The following is a 13253-nucleotide window of genomic DNA, read 5'->3' as shown; positions in this document are numbered from 1 at the left end:
TAGCGCTGTGGCCCACCCCGGCTTTACTGTTTCCGCTCGCTCCGCCCGCCGATCTAGCGTCGTGCTCATGACACGGACCTGGTTCATCACGGGAAGTTCCTCAGGCTTCGGACGGGCTCTCTGCCTGGCGGCACTGTCCGAGGGCGACAACGTCGTGGCCACCGCCCGACAGCCGGAGACGCTTGAGCCACTGGTCGCTCAGGCACCGGACCGCGCGCTCGCACTGGGCCTCGACGTCACCGAACCGGAGCAGATCGACCCGGCGATCGCCGCCGCGCACCGGCGTTTCGGTGGAATCGACGTTCTGGTCAACAACGCCGGGTTCGCGTCGGTCGGCGCCGTCGAAGAGCTTGAGGACCACGCGCTGCGTCAGCTGATGGACGTCATGTTCTTCAGCACCGTCTCACTCGTGCGCGCGGTGCTGCCCGGAATGCGGGAACGGCGTCGCGGAAGCATCGTGCAGATGTCCTCCATGGGCGGGCAGGTGTCGATGCCCGGCTTCGGCGCCTACTGTGCGGCGAAGTTCGCCCTCGAAGGACTGTCCGACGCGCTGGCCGCCGAGGTCGAACCGCACGGGATCGGTGTCCTGATCGTGGAACCCGGCGCGTTCGCGACCAGCTTCGGCGCGGCGCGCTCGCAGGTCTCGCCGGACAGCAGCCACTACGCGGACACCGTCGGGCCGCAACGCGCCGCCGTCGCGGGAATGAATGGCTCCCAGCCAGGAGACCCGGCCAAGGCCGCCGCCGCGATCCTTCACGCCCTCGGCGAGCCGTCTCCTCCGCGACGGCTCGCCCTCGGTGCCGACGCGATCGAGCACATCGGAGCCGCACTCGACGCGCGGCGAGCCGAACTCGACGAGTGGGCACCGCTGAGCCGCTCGACCGCACGATGACGAGCGCACGGGTGGCACGCCGGGGACAACGCGATGAGAATCGTCATCTCCGGAGGGCCGCCGCGCACCGATGAGTTTCCCGCACCGCGCCGGTCCATCCATGGAGACCCACTCACAGGAGGGCTGGCGCCATGCGGAAACTGCGCTACGGCATGAACGTGACACTGGACGGCTATATCGCCGCGCCCAACGACCCCTCGCACACCTCCGGCGATGCGGCCATCGGCTGGGGCGGGCCGAGTGACGAGTTGTTCCAGTGGTGGCTGGACCAGGAGCTGGCGTGCGGGCTTTCGCTGTACGGGCGCAAGCTGTGGGAGACGATGAGCGCCTACTGGCCGACCGGGGACCAGCAGCCGGGCGCCAACCAGGCCGAGATCGCGTTCGCCAGGAACTGGCGGGACACACCGAAGGTGGTGTTCTCCTCGACGATCGACAAGGTCGACTGGAACACCCGCCTCGTCACCGGCGACCCGGTCGCCGAGATCACCCGGCTCAAGGCCGCCGACGGCGCCCCGATGGAGGTCGGCGGCGCCACGCTCGCCGGTGCGGCCATGCGGGCCGGGTTGATCGACGAATACGCGCTGGCCACCTACCCGGTCCTGGTTGGCGGCGGTACGCCGTTCTTCACCACGCTGGACGGCTGGGTGAACCTGAACCTGGTGGAGACGCGCACCTTTCCCGGCGGGGTGATCCTGACCAGATACGAGACGAGACGGTGAACGCGTTTCCGGGACCTGCCGAGGGGTTCCGATGACCGGCATCCAGGAACGGATTCAGCGGCACATCGACACGCTGGTCGACACCGGCGCGGAGGCCGGTGTGCAGGTCGCCGTCTACCGGAATGGCGCGCTGATCGTCGACGCGGTGGCAGGCACGGCCGACCCAGCCACCGGGCGGCCGATCACCTCCGGCACACCGGTGTTCAGTTTCTCCACGGGCAAGAACGTGGCGGCCACGCTCGCACACGTGCTCGTCGCGCGTGGTTTCCTCGATTACGACAGCCCGATCACCGGCCTGTGGCCCGAATTCGGCGTGCACGGCAAGGCCGCGACCACACTGCGGCACGTGCTGACCCACACGGCCGGTCTTCCGGCCATGCCACGCGAGATCACCCCGGCCGAACTGCCCGACTGGCCGAGGGTGTGTGAGTCGCTGGCCGCCGCCAAGCCGCGCTGGCGGCCGGGCACCGCCGTGGGTTATCACGCCTACACCTTCGGCTATCTCGTCGGCGAACTGGCTCACCGCGCGACCGGGCGGCGCATGCGGGAACTGCTGCGTGAGTGGATCACCGCACCGCTCGGTATCGAGGGGCAGCTCTACTTCGCCGTTCCTGAGGAGTCGCTGCCGGGGTTGGCGTGCCTTGAACAGCAGGCGCGGGACTGGTCCTCGGTTCCGGTGCTCGCGCAGTGGGAGAGCCGGCCGAGCGCCGATTTCGGTAACGACGCGAAGATCCTGCGCGCCGACATCCCCTCGGTGGGGACCGCCACCGCGCACGGCCTCGCCGCGATGTACGACGCGTTGCTGCGGGGCGCGCTTGTGGACTCCGCGAGGCCGACGGAGCTGTCCGCGCTCGCGTTCGAGGGGGTCGATCAGGTTTTCGGCACTCCGGCGAGGATGGCGCTTGGCTTCCCGGTCGGCAGGATCGGTGCCCCAGCCGAGGAAAACTCCGTGGCGTTCGGCTGGCCCGGCGGGGGCGGAAGCTACGCCTACGCCGACCCCGCGCGAGGGATCGCCTTCGCGCTGACGAAAACCCGGCTCGTCCCCAACTTCGACACAGCGCAGTCGGTCACCACGATCCTGGCCGACCATCTGGCCCGAGCCCGCTGAGCTTTTCCCTCGACCGCAAGGAGAACATCATGTCCACCCGTCAAGCCGACAGCTCGGCCCCGCCGCGGACCAGCCTCGGTGCCTTCTCCTCACCGGGTGCCCGTCCGACACCGTGGGAAGCGACGGAATCGGCGCTGCGCCAGACCCAGAAATTCCAGCTGTGCACGGTGCGCCCTGACGGCCGCCCTCACGTGACACCGTTGCTGGCGTTCTGGGCGCTCGGCGCGATGTGGTTCACCACCGGCGACAACGAACAGAAAGCCAAGAACCTCGGCGCCAACCCGCATTGCGTGCTGACGACCGGAACCGGGACCCTGACCGGCACGGACTACGTCATCGAGGGTACGGCGAGCCTGGTCACCGAGCAGGCCACCAGGGAAACCGCGGCGACCGCGTTCGAACAGGCCTACGGCTGGCAACTCACCCGCGAAGACGGAACCTGGTTTCAGCTGGGTGACGCCGTCCGGGCAGGGAAGGTTCAGCTCTACCGGGTCCAGCCCGACAAGGGATTCGCCTTCGCCACCGGCAACGAATCGTCCCAGACTCGCTACCGGTGGAACTGACGGCGCGACCGAACCAGGAAGGGAACACTCGTGCTGACACAGATCGCGCAGGGCGTACTGGTCCACCAGAGCCAGTTACTCCAGAACAACACCGTTGTGGTGCAAGGTAATGCGGGCGTACTACTCATCGACCCGGGGATCACGGGCGGCGAAATGGCCTGTCTCGCGGACGACCTCCGCGAATGGGGCCAGCCCGTCGTGGCGGGGTTCGCGACGCATCCCGATTGGGATCACGCGCTCTGGCACCCCGAACTCGGCGACGCGCCGCGTTACGGCACCGCCCGTTGCGCCGCGTTTCTGCGAGACCTGCGGTCCACTTCGGACTGGAAGGCCCGCACCGCAGAGGGACTGCCCCCGGAAATCGCGGGCGAGATACCGCTGGAGCTGTTCGGTCTCGTCACCGGTCTGCCTGCCGGAACCACGAAGATCCCTTGGGATGGCCCGGAAGTCCGGATCGTCGAGCATCCGGCGCATGCCCCCGGCCATGCCGCGCTGGTGATCGAGGAGCGCCGGGTTCTCGTCGCGGGGGACATGCTTTCCGATGTCTTCATTCCGATGCTCGACGACACTCCTGACCCGGTCGAGGACTACTTCGCCGGTCTGCGGCTGCTTGAGAGCGCGGCACCGGAGGCCGACGTCGTCGTGCCCGGTCACGGATCCGTCGGCACGGCTGACGAGCTACGGGCACGGATCGACCGGGATCGAATGTACTTGCATGCCCTGCGAGACGGCCGTTTTCCCGACGACCCGCGCATCGGCCCCTCGGCCAAACCCGGCTGGGAGTGGGTAAGCGACATACACGAAGGGCAAGCCCGCCGCCTCGCCCGGGCGAGCGAGAGCGACGGGATGTCCTGATTTTCGCCGGGATACCGGCGGTCTCCGGGGAGAGTGCAAATCAGGCCGCGAGGCTTACGACGTTGGCTCACGGACTGGAGCTCCTCATGCCCTTCCGAGAATCCGCCCACCGCGCGCGCCCGTCGGGGCGCCATCCCTGAGTACCGGGACGCCGTTGAGCAACACGGCGTGCATCCCTTCGGAAAGCCGCCACGGATCAAGGTAGGTCGACCGGTCGAGCACGGTCTCCGGATCGAACACCACGATGTCGGCGGCGGCACCGTCACGAAGCAGTCCCCGATCGGCGAGCCGGAGCCGTTCGGCGGGCAGCGAGGTCATTTTGCGAATCGCCTCTTCGAGGGTCAGGACGCCGCGCTCCCGCACGTACCGCCCGAGCACCCTGCTGAAGGTGCCGAAACTGCGCGGGTGCGGCATTCCCTGGCCACTGGCGTCCATCGTCCAGCCGTCACTGGCCACCGCGACCGCAGGGTGCCTGAGCACGGCCTCCACATCCGCCTCCGCCATCGCGTGGTTGACGATGCCGACCCGCGCCTCGTGTTCGGCGAGCACGTCGAGCGCGACATCGGCGGCGTCACCCGCCGAGCCGGTCGCGAGGTCCTGAAGCGAACGGCCGACGGCGTCGGCGTAGCGGCCAGGCGACAACTCGGCGAGCACGATCCCGGCAGGGTCGTGCTCGGCGGCGAACCTGTCCCGCAGGTCCGCCGCGATCCGGTCCCGCGTCGCCGGGTCGGCCAGGCGAGCGAGCAACGCGTCCGCGCCGCCGTCGACGGCCCACGGTGCGAGCCTCGACATCAGTCCGGTGCTCGACGCGGTGTAGGGGTACACGTCCGCCCCGACATCCACGCCACGTTCCCTTGCGGCTTCGATCAGCCGCAGTGCCTCGTTCACCGAACCATGGTTCGCCCTGCCCATGCACTTGAGGTGCGAGATCTCCAGCCGGACCCCTGCTCGCTCCGCGGTCTGGATCGCCTCGGTGACCGCCTCCACGAGCCGGTCGGTCTCGTCGCGCATGTGCGTCGAGTAGAGCATCCCGTGCCGTGCCGCGACGCGGGCCAGCTCCGCGATCTCGTCCATGCCACCGAACAGTCCCGGCGCGTAGATCAGTCCGGAGGAAAGCCCGAGTGCCCCCCCACGCGCGGCGTCGGCGACCAACTGTCGCATGTGGTCCAGTTCGTCCGTGCTCGGCGGCCGGTCCTCGCCGCCGAGCACGGCATGGCGCACCGCGCCGTGCCCGATTTGCAGGCCGACGTTGACCGCGGGCCGGGCGCGCTCCAGCGCCTTGCCGAAGCCCGCCGCGTCCTTCCAGGTCCAGCTCAGCTCGTGACCGTGCACGGGAAGGCGGGGCGGAAGACCGCCGACGACGGGAAACGGCGAGAATCCGCAGTTTCCGGTCAGCAACGTCGTCACGCCCTGATGGAGCTGGGTCGTCGCGTGCGGCGAGCCTTCCAGCGTGAAGTCCGCGTGCGAGTGCAGGTCGATGAACCCCGGCGCGACCACGAGGCCACCGGCGTCCACCGTCTCGGCCCCTCGAAGGCCCTTCCCGATCCCGGTGATGCGATCACCGGTGATCCCGATGTCGGCGCTTCGCCTCGGGGCACCGCTGCCGTCGATGATCTCGCCACCACGAATGACGATCTCGTGTTCGGTCACGATCAAGTTCCTCACAGCTCGAAGAAGAGAATGGCGGCGTACATCAGGGTGGCCGGAATGATCACCAGCCAGCCGACGACGAGCAGGTTTCGCAGGTTGGCCGAGCGGGCGAGCCCCATCGCGCCCACCATGTTCGCGTTGGGGAACGGCCCGTAGGTGTCGATCTTGGAGGCGAACAGCAGCACGATGACCCATGCGTTGGCACCGACGCCGATACTGGCCGCGAGACTGCCGAAGACGTTGTCCAGCAACACGACCTGGGCAGCGGTCGCCCCCGGTACACCGACCCAGCCGAGCATCGCGATCACCGCCACGAACACCAGCGGCGGGAGTGCGCCCAGTTCGGTGCCGAACATGTCCAGCACCACGTCGAACGGCTTGAGCTCGTCGACGGCAAGGAAGAAGACCGCGAGCAACCAGAACAGCATGAACATCTTGACCTGGCTGGCGGCGCCCCGGATCAGGTGCTCGGCGACCTTGATGGCGGGCAGCCCGCCGGCGAGACCGGTGACGATGGCGATCACCGGAAGCGCGACGAGCGGGAACGTGGTCCCCGCGCCGGTCACGATCGCGTAGCCGACACAGGCCAGCAGCGTGACCGTGAAGGCGATCGTCGCCGGGCCACGGCGAATGCCGTCCATCACCGGCGGCGGCTCCGCGACTTCGAGCGCGTCGTACTCGTCGCCGGTGTCGACCGTCCTTCGCTGCACCCAGGGCACGATGATCATGCCCGCGACGATCGAGAGGATCGCCAGCGGGCCCGCGCCGTAGAGCACGTATTGCAGATAGCCGACTTCGGCCGCGGTCATGATCGCGACGTTGGAACCGGCGAACGGCGCGAGCGCGAGACCCGCTGACCCGCCGATGAACATCATCGCGGCCGAGGCGGACCGCGTGAAGCCGAGCCGCGCGACCACGGGCAGCAACAGCGGGGCCGCGATGGCCAGCGCGCCCGCCAGCGTTCCCAGTGCCGCGACCAGCAGGAGACAGGCCAGCATCACGCCGAGAATCGCCCTGGTACGACTGGTGTGCCCGACCACGCGAAGCACGGCCCGCACGATCGAGTCGGCCGCGCCGGTGACTCTGAGCAGCTCACCGACGCCCGCCCCGAGCATGATGATCAGACCGATCATCGTGATCGTCTCGCTGAGCGAGGCGCCGAACAGGTCGCCGATCGCTGCCGGGCTCGGCATCAGCAGCAGCAGACCACTCAGCACGGCCACCGCGGTCGCGATGAGGATGTCCATGCCGATGAGCGCGAGCACGGCGAACAGCGCGATGGGCAGCAAACCCCACAGCGTCGGCGGCTGGGTCAGGATTCCCGCCACCAGCGAGATCAGGATTCCGGCCAGCCCGGTGCCGGAGATCAGTCCGCGTTTGAGCGGCGATTGCCGTCCCTGTTCGACGGGTGCCGGAGCGTCCGTGCCGTCGTCAGGCGGTGTGCTGCTGGGATTACTCATGCTCGTGTCCTTTGTGGTGCGTGATCAGGCGAGTAACGCGTCCCGGTGCTCCGCGCCGGATTCCGCGACGATTTCGGCGACCGTCTGGCCGGTGCGGACCGGCGCGAACACCAGGTCCCCTTCGGTGGCGCGGAAACCGTGCACGGCAGGCCGGGGCAGGCTGTTGTACGAAAACGGTGAGGAGAAGTAGTAAGCGCCGGTGTCGCGCAGCACGACCAGATCCCCCTCGGCCAATTCGGGAAGCTCCCGTTCGGATGCCACCAGATCGCCCGCGAAGCAGCACGGTCCGGCCACGTCCTGGCTGAGCGGGCGATCCCGCTTGCGCCGCCCCTCGGCGTCGAACGCCTCGACGCGCAACGGCCACGCCCCCGGCATGAACACCGTGCGGGTCGCGATCTGCGCTCCGGCGTGGGTCACCGCGATCCGCCGTCCACCGACGTCCTTGACGTACTCCACGCGGGCGATGATGAAACCGTTCTTGGCCAGCAACGACCTGCCGAACTCGGTCAGCAGCGAGTACCGGCCTTCGAAGAGCCCGGGAACCCGCTGCCTCAGCACCGCGACGTACTCGGCGAAGGACGGGCTCACCGTGTCGTCGGCGAAGTTGACCGGCAAGCCACCGCCGATGTCGATGCTCGTGACCTGTCGCCTGCCCGCGTTGGCGTTGATCTCCTCGGCGAGCCGGTACACCGCGTGGATGCCGTCGGCGATCAGTTCGAGCGGGCAGCCCTGCGATCCGACGTGGACGTGCAGCCGGCTCAGCCACGGCCGCGTGGCGAACGCCGCGAGCAGTTCGTCGCGGGAGCCCGCGTCGCCCAGTGGAATCCCGAACTTCGAGTGAGGCGAGGCGGTACTCATGGCGTCGATCGACCCCGCACCGACCTGTGGGTTGACCCGGGCCCCGAGTACGGCACGCGTGTCCGGGGTGACCAGCGCGTCGAGCCGCTTGAGTTCGTCGAGGTTGTCCGCGTTGACGGCGACGCCGAGTTCGAGTGCTTCCCGCAGTTCGGCCTGGGTTTTGGCCGGGGAGTCGAGCACGATCCGCTCGGGCCGGAAGCCCGCGGCGAGCGCCTGGGCGAGTTCGCCAGCGCTCGCCACCTCGCAGCCCAGCCCTTCCTCCGCGAGCAACCGGAGCACCGGAACCAGCGGGCTCGCCTTCGCCGCGAAGGCGTGCAGTACCTCGGTTCCCTCGAACGCGGCCCGCAGATCGCGGATCGTCGAGCGCACTCCGTCGGCGTCGACGAATCCCGCCACCGGGTGCTCGTACCCGACCAGGCCCGCCTCGACCGCGGCCCGGACGGCCTGCTCCACCCGGTCGGCACGCGGGTGTGTATCCGGTCCCATATCGCCCCCTTCTTTCGATCTGAGCAAGGATCAACCCCTCACATGGAGCAGTGGCCGAATTGCAGAGATCCGTCACCATTGGAGCAGTATGGGGACTTAAACGTGCACAATGCCGATATGGTGAGCGCTTCTCCGCCTGATTCCGTCATCGACGAAGTCGATCTCGAACTCATCAACGCGCTACAGGTCACGCCGCGCGGGTCATGGGCCGTGCTCGGGCGTGCCCTCGACCTTGACCCGGCAACGGCCGCACGCAGGTGGCAGCGACTGACCCAGACCGGCCTCGCCTGGGTCACCTGCACGATCGGCCCGGCCCGTCACCACGAGTTCTGCATGGCCTACATCAAGGTTTCGGTCGCGCCGGGCTGGCTCGACTCGGTCGCCGCGACCCTGATCGAGGAAGCCTCCGCGCCGTATCTGCACCACGTGACAGGGCCGAGTCCGCTGTTGCTGGTGATCGCGCTGCGCAACCCGGCGGCGGTGTCGGCGTTTCTCCGCGACGTACTCGATCAGCTACCAGGGGTGACCTCGTATCACGCCGAAATTCGCACCGTGGGCTACACCGAGCCCAGCCGCTGGCGGCTGGACAGTCTCGATCCCGTGCGCAGGGGACGCTTGTCACCCCCGGCAGGCGAATCCCGGGGATTCAGCGTCGACGAGACCGATCGAGCGCTGTACCGGCTTCTGCACATCGACGGGAGGATGTCGTTCGCCGAACTCGCGGGCCGGACCGGGATCAGCCAGGCGACCGCGCGGCGCAGGGTGAACCGGCTGCTGGACACGCGTCATCTGAGGATGCGCTGCGACATGGCGCAGTCGGTCTCCGGCTGGCCGATCACCGGCGTGCTGTGGGCGCACGTGCCGCCGGGTTCGCTCGACATGGTCGCGCGAGCGATGGGCAACCGGGCCGAGGTCCGGCTCAGCTGCACGCTGTCGGGCCCGGCCAACCTGCTGCTGATGGTGTGGCTGCGCACCTTGGAGGGCCTTACCGAATTCGAGCGCGTCGTCGGCGAGCTTCACCCCGGACTCACGGTCGTCGACCGCTCGGTCTGCCTGCACACGATGAAGCAGATGTGGCGCCAGCTCGACTCGACGGGCAGGGTCGTGCGGGTGCTGGACCCCAACCGGGTCAGCTTTCCCGGTACTTGACCCCTGCTCCCGGCTCGGGCTCCCGGTTTCCAGGACCGAGGGCGAGGACGTAGCCGAAGAGCACGGTCATGATGGCGACTCCCTCCCACATCTCGGTGTGCCGGGGCGTTCAGGCGTGGCTGACGCTGGCCTCGGTGGTCAGTGCCGCGTCGGCCTCCGCGGCGGCGAGGTGGGCGTTGAGATGGGCTCCGGCGAGGGCTCCCGCCGAGGCCGAAGCGCCGACCTGCGCGGTCAGGTCGGTGGCGTTGCCCGCCACCCACACCCCCGGCACGCCGGTGGTGCCAGCCATGCCGGTGACGAAGCGGCGCCCCATCCCTTCCGGCAGGTCCTCCATCGGCAGCCGCAGGCCGTCGAGCCCGTCCGCGCGAGCCAGCGCGGTGGTGGCGACGGCGAGAACCCGGCGCGGCACGACCTGCCCTCCGGTCAGCAGCACACCCGTGATGCCGTCGCCGTCGAACTGGATTTCGGCGACCGGGGTGTCGACGACGCGGATGCCGCGAGCGGCGAACCGGGCGCGGGTACCGGAGTCCGGTTCGGTGCCGCGCGTGAAGTACACGAGGTCGTCGGTCAGTTGCCGGAACAACAGTGCCTGGTGGATCGAAGCAGGGCCGGTGGCCAGGATGCCGATGGGTTCGTCCCTGACCTCCCATCCGTGGCAGTAAGGGCAATGGACCACACCTCGTCCCCAGTGCCGGGCCAGGCCGGGGATGCCGGGAAGCACGTCGCGCACTCCGGTGGCCACCAGTACCCGGCGTGCCGTCACGGCGCGGCCGTCGGCGAGCGTGACGACGAAGCGCGGGTCGCCGTCGTCCGACGGCGGGGCCGGGGCCGCGGCGATCACCTCGCCGGTCACGACCTTCCCGCCGTAGCGGCGCACCTCCTCCCTGCCCGTGCGCAGCAGCTCGGCCGGCGGTGTGCCGTCGAGGCCGAGCAGTCCGTGCACCCCCTCCGCGGGCGCGTTGCGGGGCGTTCCGCCGTCGATCACGACGACCGAGCGGCGTGAGCGGGCGAGCATCAGCGCGCCGTTCAAGCCGGCGGCGCCACCACCGATCACCACGGCGTCGACGGTGTCCTCCGGTAGTAGGTCAGTCCTGGTCTCCGGCATGGCGGTCCTCCTTCTTGACGTGCGTGGGGCTGTGTCACGACGGTAAGCACTCTTTGCCGATGTGGCATAGGATCATGCGTATGACGCAAGAAGATGCCGATTTGGACAGCCTGGTACGCAAACGGATCCGCGCTCTGCGGGTGGCGCAAGGCTGGTCACTGGAGGAACTGGCCACCCGGGCCCGGCTGAGCCCTTCGTCGCTGAGCCGGATCGAGAACGGTCAGCGCCGCCTCGCGCTGGATCAGCTCGTCACCCTCGCCAGGGCGCTGGACACCTCGCTCGATCAGCTCGTCGAGACCGACACCGACGACGTGATCGCCAACCCGATGATCGACGGCGCCCACGGCGTGCTGCGCTGGGCACTCAAAGCCGAGCCGGGAATGACGGTCATGCGCAGGCGCATGACCGACCCGCCGCCGGACAACCCGGCCGCCATGCGCGCACACCCCGGCCGCGAGTGGCTTGTCGTCCTTTCCGGCACCGCCATCCTCATGCTGGGGCACCGCCGCATCCGCGTGGAGACCAACCAAGCCGCCGAGTTCCCGACCATGCTCCCCCACGCGATCGGCGCGGCGGGCGGACCGTGCGAGATCCTCGGCATCTTCGATCGCGAAGCCCGCCGAGGACACCAGGGCGAGGACAAGCCCCCCGGCCGGTCATGAACTTGCGTCACCGGCTTTACGACAACCGACCTTCTTGCGTTTCGAGCAAGGTCCCGTGCAGTTGAGGCATGGCCGCCCTACCGTTGCGGCATGACGTCCAGCGCGCACCACGACCACGATGTGGCCGACCAAGCCGAAATCCTCGATCTCGACGCGGAAGTCCTCGCCGAGCACACCGCGTCCATCACCGCCTGGCTGCCGCTCGACGCGAGCCCTCGCCGGATCGTCGACCTGGGCTGCGGCACCGGCGCCGGGACGTTCGCCCTGCTCTCCCGCTTCCCGGGGGCACACGTCACCGCCGTCGACTCCTCGGACGAGCATTTGCGGCGACTGCGGGACAAGGCAGCCGAGTACGGGTTGGCCGAGCGAGTGCGAACCGTCCGCGCCGACCTCGACTCGACCTGGCCGGAACTCGGCGAGCCCGGCCTGGTGTGGGCATCGGCGTCACTGCATCACCTGATCGATCCCGGCCGTGCCCTGCGCCGAGTGCACGACCTGCTCGCCCCTGGCGGGCTGTTCGCCGTCGTCGAACTCGCCGGATTCCCCCGGTTCCTTCCGGCTGACGCACCCGAGAACCGTCCTGGCCTTGAGGAGCGCTGTCACGCCGCGAGCGACCGGCGCCACGCCGGGCACCTTCCGCACCGAGGGGCCGACTGGGGAAGCGCACTGACCGCGGCCGGATTCGCCGTCGAGGGCCAGCGGACGATCACCGTCGACATCGGACACTCCCGCTCCCCCGCCGTCGGCCGCTACGCGCTCAGCGGCCTGCGACGCATGCGCGCCGCCGTGGCCGACGTGCTCCCGGCCGAGGATCTCGCCGCGCTGGATCAGTTGCTCGATCCGGAAAGCCCACGCGGAATCCTGCGCCGCGACGATCTCGCGGTGCGCACCGAACGCACCGCGTGGGCCGCGCGCCGAGCCTGAATTTCCACAGCACCGGAAAGGACGAATCATGACTCTCTCGCCCAGTCGCGCCTCCCCGGCAGCGACGGCTACCCCTACGACCTGGACTTGTCTTGGAAGGTGAATACCGGCCTGCCCCGGACGGCCGCCAGGGTCAGGCTCCCATCAACCGGATCGGCCCCCAGGCGTCGTCGATGAAGCTGATCGTCAGGGTCTGACCGTCGACGAGCCGGGAAAGCACGCTCGGGTCGAGCAGTGCGTGCATGGACAAGCCGTCGGTGAGCGCGACCAGTTCGGTGGCCAAGGTTTCCGACGACCGCAGACTCCGGATCGAATCGTCGGCTTTGCATTCGTCGATGATCTGCGTGACGACTCCCCGCCAGTTTCTCAGATACTGCACGACTTCGTCATGTGTTTCCTCGACCGCGTTCGTCTCCGCGTAGTAGTCGAGGAAAATTCTGGTGAGGGCGACCCTTCGTTCGTCGAGCGGCAAGGTCGCCTCGATCGTTCCATGCAGTTTCTGCAAAGGCGTGAGCGTGGAATCCTGGAGCAGTCGCTTGAGTTCCTTTCCCTGCACATGTGCCGCCCTGCGAAAAGCGCCCAGCATGAGAGCTTCCCGGTTGCTGAAATAGTGGTTGACGGTTCCTGTCGACCATTGAGCCCGTTCGGCTGCCGCTCGCGTGGTCACCGCCCGCGTTCCCCCCTCGGCTATGAGGGTGAGTACCGCATCGCAGATCTCGTTCCTGCGCTGCTGGTGATCTACGATCTTCGGCATCGTCGGCTGTCCTCTTCGTCGTCCGGGTCTCGCCCATAACCTTATTCACGGCGTTGCCGTGGCCGGTG

13 protein-coding genes are annotated in these 13253 nt (G+C 68.7%); 8 read left to right on the top strand and 5 right to left on the bottom strand.

The annotated features are described in order from the left end of the window. The first annotated feature begins 67 nt into the window (after nucleotides 1-67). The 5 genes from BAY61_RS13410 (at nucleotide 68) to BAY61_RS13390 (ending at nucleotide 4137) form a co-directional block, all read left to right on the top strand. Nucleotides 68-892 carry an oxidoreductase gene (locus BAY61_RS13410; protein WP_091798886.1) on the top strand — a complete coding sequence of 275 codons (825 nt, stop codon included), beginning with the start codon at nucleotides 68-70 and terminating at the stop codon, nucleotides 890-892. Nucleotides 893-1023: 131 nt separating this feature from the next. After that, a complete protein-coding gene (locus BAY61_RS13405) occupies nucleotides 1024-1611 on the top strand; it encodes a dihydrofolate reductase family protein (protein WP_091797739.1) in 588 nt (195 codons plus the stop codon). A gap of 31 nt (nucleotides 1612-1642) precedes the next feature. Next, the gene (locus BAY61_RS13400; protein ID WP_091797737.1) at nucleotides 1643-2719 is read left to right on the top strand and encodes a serine hydrolase domain-containing protein; all 1077 of its coding nucleotides are present in this window, start codon (nucleotides 1643-1645) and stop codon (nucleotides 2717-2719) included. A 29-nt stretch (nucleotides 2720-2748) separates the two neighbouring features. After that, nucleotides 2749-3282: a pyridoxamine 5'-phosphate oxidase family protein gene (locus BAY61_RS13395; protein ID WP_091797735.1), complete on the top strand. Its 534-nt coding sequence runs from the start codon at nucleotides 2749-2751 to the stop codon at nucleotides 3280-3282. Between the two features lie 30 nt (nucleotides 3283-3312). Continuing rightward, nucleotides 3313-4137: an MBL fold metallo-hydrolase gene (locus BAY61_RS13390; protein WP_091797732.1), complete on the top strand. Its 825-nt coding sequence runs from the start codon at nucleotides 3313-3315 to the stop codon at nucleotides 4135-4137. An 84-nt stretch (nucleotides 4138-4221) separates the two neighbouring features. On the opposite strand, the gene BAY61_RS13385 is transcribed toward BAY61_RS13390, so the two are convergent. The 3 genes from BAY61_RS13385 to BAY61_RS13375 are packed head-to-tail and all read right to left on the bottom strand — an operon-like array spanning nucleotide 4222 to nucleotide 8591. Further along, nucleotides 4222-5787, bottom strand: a complete 1566-nt coding sequence (locus tag BAY61_RS13385; RefSeq protein ID WP_091798883.1) for an N-acyl-D-amino-acid deacylase family protein — start codon at nucleotides 5785-5787, stop codon at nucleotides 4222-4224. An 11-nt stretch (nucleotides 5788-5798) separates the two neighbouring features. Then, a complete protein-coding gene (locus BAY61_RS13380) occupies nucleotides 5799-7247 on the bottom strand; it encodes a Na+/H+ antiporter NhaC family protein (protein WP_110057648.1) in 1449 nt (482 codons plus the stop codon). Between the two features lie 24 nt (nucleotides 7248-7271). Beyond that, on the bottom strand, nucleotides 7272-8591 hold the full coding sequence (locus tag BAY61_RS13375; RefSeq protein WP_091797729.1) for a type III PLP-dependent enzyme domain-containing protein: 1320 nt from the start codon (nucleotides 8589-8591) through the stop codon (nucleotides 7272-7274). A gap of 117 nt (nucleotides 8592-8708) precedes the next feature. Here BAY61_RS13375 and BAY61_RS13370 point away from each other — a divergent pair, with 117 nt between their 5' ends. Continuing rightward, the gene (locus BAY61_RS13370) at nucleotides 8709-9740 is read left to right on the top strand and encodes an Lrp/AsnC family transcriptional regulator (RefSeq protein WP_091797726.1); all 1032 of its coding nucleotides are present in this window, start codon (nucleotides 8709-8711) and stop codon (nucleotides 9738-9740) included. 109 nt (nucleotides 9741-9849) lie between these two features. Here BAY61_RS13370 and BAY61_RS13365 read toward each other — a convergent pair whose 3' ends face one another. Then, entirely contained in the window at nucleotides 9850-10845 is a 996-nt protein-coding gene (locus BAY61_RS13365) for an NAD(P)/FAD-dependent oxidoreductase (RefSeq protein ID WP_091797723.1), read from the bottom strand. A gap of 80 nt (nucleotides 10846-10925) precedes the next feature. Between BAY61_RS13365 and BAY61_RS13360 the strand changes: the two genes are divergently transcribed. Further along, nucleotides 10926-11507, top strand: a complete 582-nt coding sequence (locus tag BAY61_RS13360; protein WP_176879516.1) for a helix-turn-helix domain-containing protein — start codon at nucleotides 10926-10928, stop codon at nucleotides 11505-11507. A 90-nt stretch (nucleotides 11508-11597) separates the two neighbouring features. Next, a complete protein-coding gene (locus BAY61_RS13355; RefSeq protein WP_091797722.1) occupies nucleotides 11598-12431 on the top strand; it encodes a class I SAM-dependent methyltransferase in 834 nt (277 codons plus the stop codon). Between the two features lie 133 nt (nucleotides 12432-12564). Here the strand turns inward: BAY61_RS13355 and BAY61_RS13350 are convergent, their stop codons facing one another. Beyond that, entirely contained in the window at nucleotides 12565-13185 is a 621-nt protein-coding gene (locus BAY61_RS13350) for a TetR/AcrR family transcriptional regulator (protein ID WP_091797719.1), read from the bottom strand. Nucleotides 13186-13253: the final 68 nt, after the last annotated feature.

This window comes from Prauserella marina (assembly GCF_002240355.1).
GTDB lineage: Bacteria > Actinomycetota > Actinomycetes > Mycobacteriales > Pseudonocardiaceae > Prauserella_A > Prauserella_A marina.
This window is presented reverse-complemented; position numbering and strand designations above follow the sequence as displayed.

What these genes read in the sequence shown, in the direction of transcription:
- BAY61_RS13410 (WP_091798886.1), top strand. Translation starts at nt 68, where the DNA reads ATGACACGGACCTGGTTCATCACGGGAAGTTCCTCAGGCTTCGGACGG.
- BAY61_RS13405 (WP_091797739.1), top strand. Translation starts at nt 1,024, where the DNA reads ATGCGGAAACTGCGCTACGGCATGAACGTGACACTGGACGGCTATATC.
- BAY61_RS13400 (WP_091797737.1), top strand. Translation starts at nt 1,643, where the DNA reads ATGACCGGCATCCAGGAACGGATTCAGCGGCACATCGACACGCTGGTC.
- BAY61_RS13395 (WP_091797735.1), top strand. Translation starts at nt 2,749, where the DNA reads ATGTCCACCCGTCAAGCCGACAGCTCGGCCCCGCCGCGGACCAGCCTC.
- BAY61_RS13380 (WP_110057648.1), bottom strand. Translation starts at nt 7,247, where the DNA reads ATGAGTAATCCCAGCAGCACACCGCCTGACGACGGCACGGACGCTCCG.
- BAY61_RS13375 (WP_091797729.1), bottom strand. Translation starts at nt 8,591, where the DNA reads ATGGGACCGGATACACACCCGCGTGCCGACCGGGTGGAGCAGGCCGTC.
- BAY61_RS13370 (WP_091797726.1), top strand. Translation starts at nt 8,709, where the DNA reads ATGGTGAGCGCTTCTCCGCCTGATTCCGTCATCGACGAAGTCGATCTC.
- BAY61_RS13365 (WP_091797723.1), bottom strand. Translation starts at nt 10,845, where the DNA reads ATGCCGGAGACCAGGACTGACCTACTACCGGAGGACACCGTCGACGCC.
- BAY61_RS13360 (WP_176879516.1), top strand. Translation starts at nt 10,926, where the DNA reads ATGACGCAAGAAGATGCCGATTTGGACAGCCTGGTACGCAAACGGATC.
- BAY61_RS13355 (WP_091797722.1), top strand. Translation starts at nt 11,598, where the DNA reads ATGACGTCCAGCGCGCACCACGACCACGATGTGGCCGACCAAGCCGAA.
- BAY61_RS13350 (WP_091797719.1), bottom strand. Translation starts at nt 13,185, where the DNA reads ATGCCGAAGATCGTAGATCACCAGCAGCGCAGGAACGAGATCTGCGAT.